Genomic DNA, 268 nt, shown 5'->3' on the forward strand with positions numbered 1-268 from the left:
CGCGTCCCAGTCTTTACTGTTGCCGAGATTGACCAGCGCATTTTTCAGTCGCACACAGTCATCTTTGGCAGAACATAAATCCGCTGTCTTCAGTACAATGTCGCCAAAATCATCAAGCAATACCATGCCGGATTTTTGAATCGCTGAACGTAATGAGGCACTGACGCGAGATTCATCTTCCGGTTTAGGGTGCAGCTGGCGATTAACTGCTTCGGTCAATGCCGTCGCTTTGTTGACCAGTTCAGATTCTGGTAATGGTAATGAGCGG

General features: G+C 48.1%; 1 protein-coding gene. It reads right to left on the reverse strand.

Annotated features, from left to right (window positions below; translation table 11 throughout):
* A partial coding sequence (locus tag SB772_RS41610; protein WP_410838722.1) for an IgaA/UmoB family intracellular growth attenuator occupies positions 1-268 on the reverse strand: 268 nt, incomplete at both ends.

The sequence above is a fragment of the Paraburkholderia sp. SIMBA_030 genome (assembly GCF_046535245.1).
Taxonomy (GTDB): Bacteria; Pseudomonadota; Gammaproteobacteria; order Burkholderiales; family Burkholderiaceae; genus Paraburkholderia.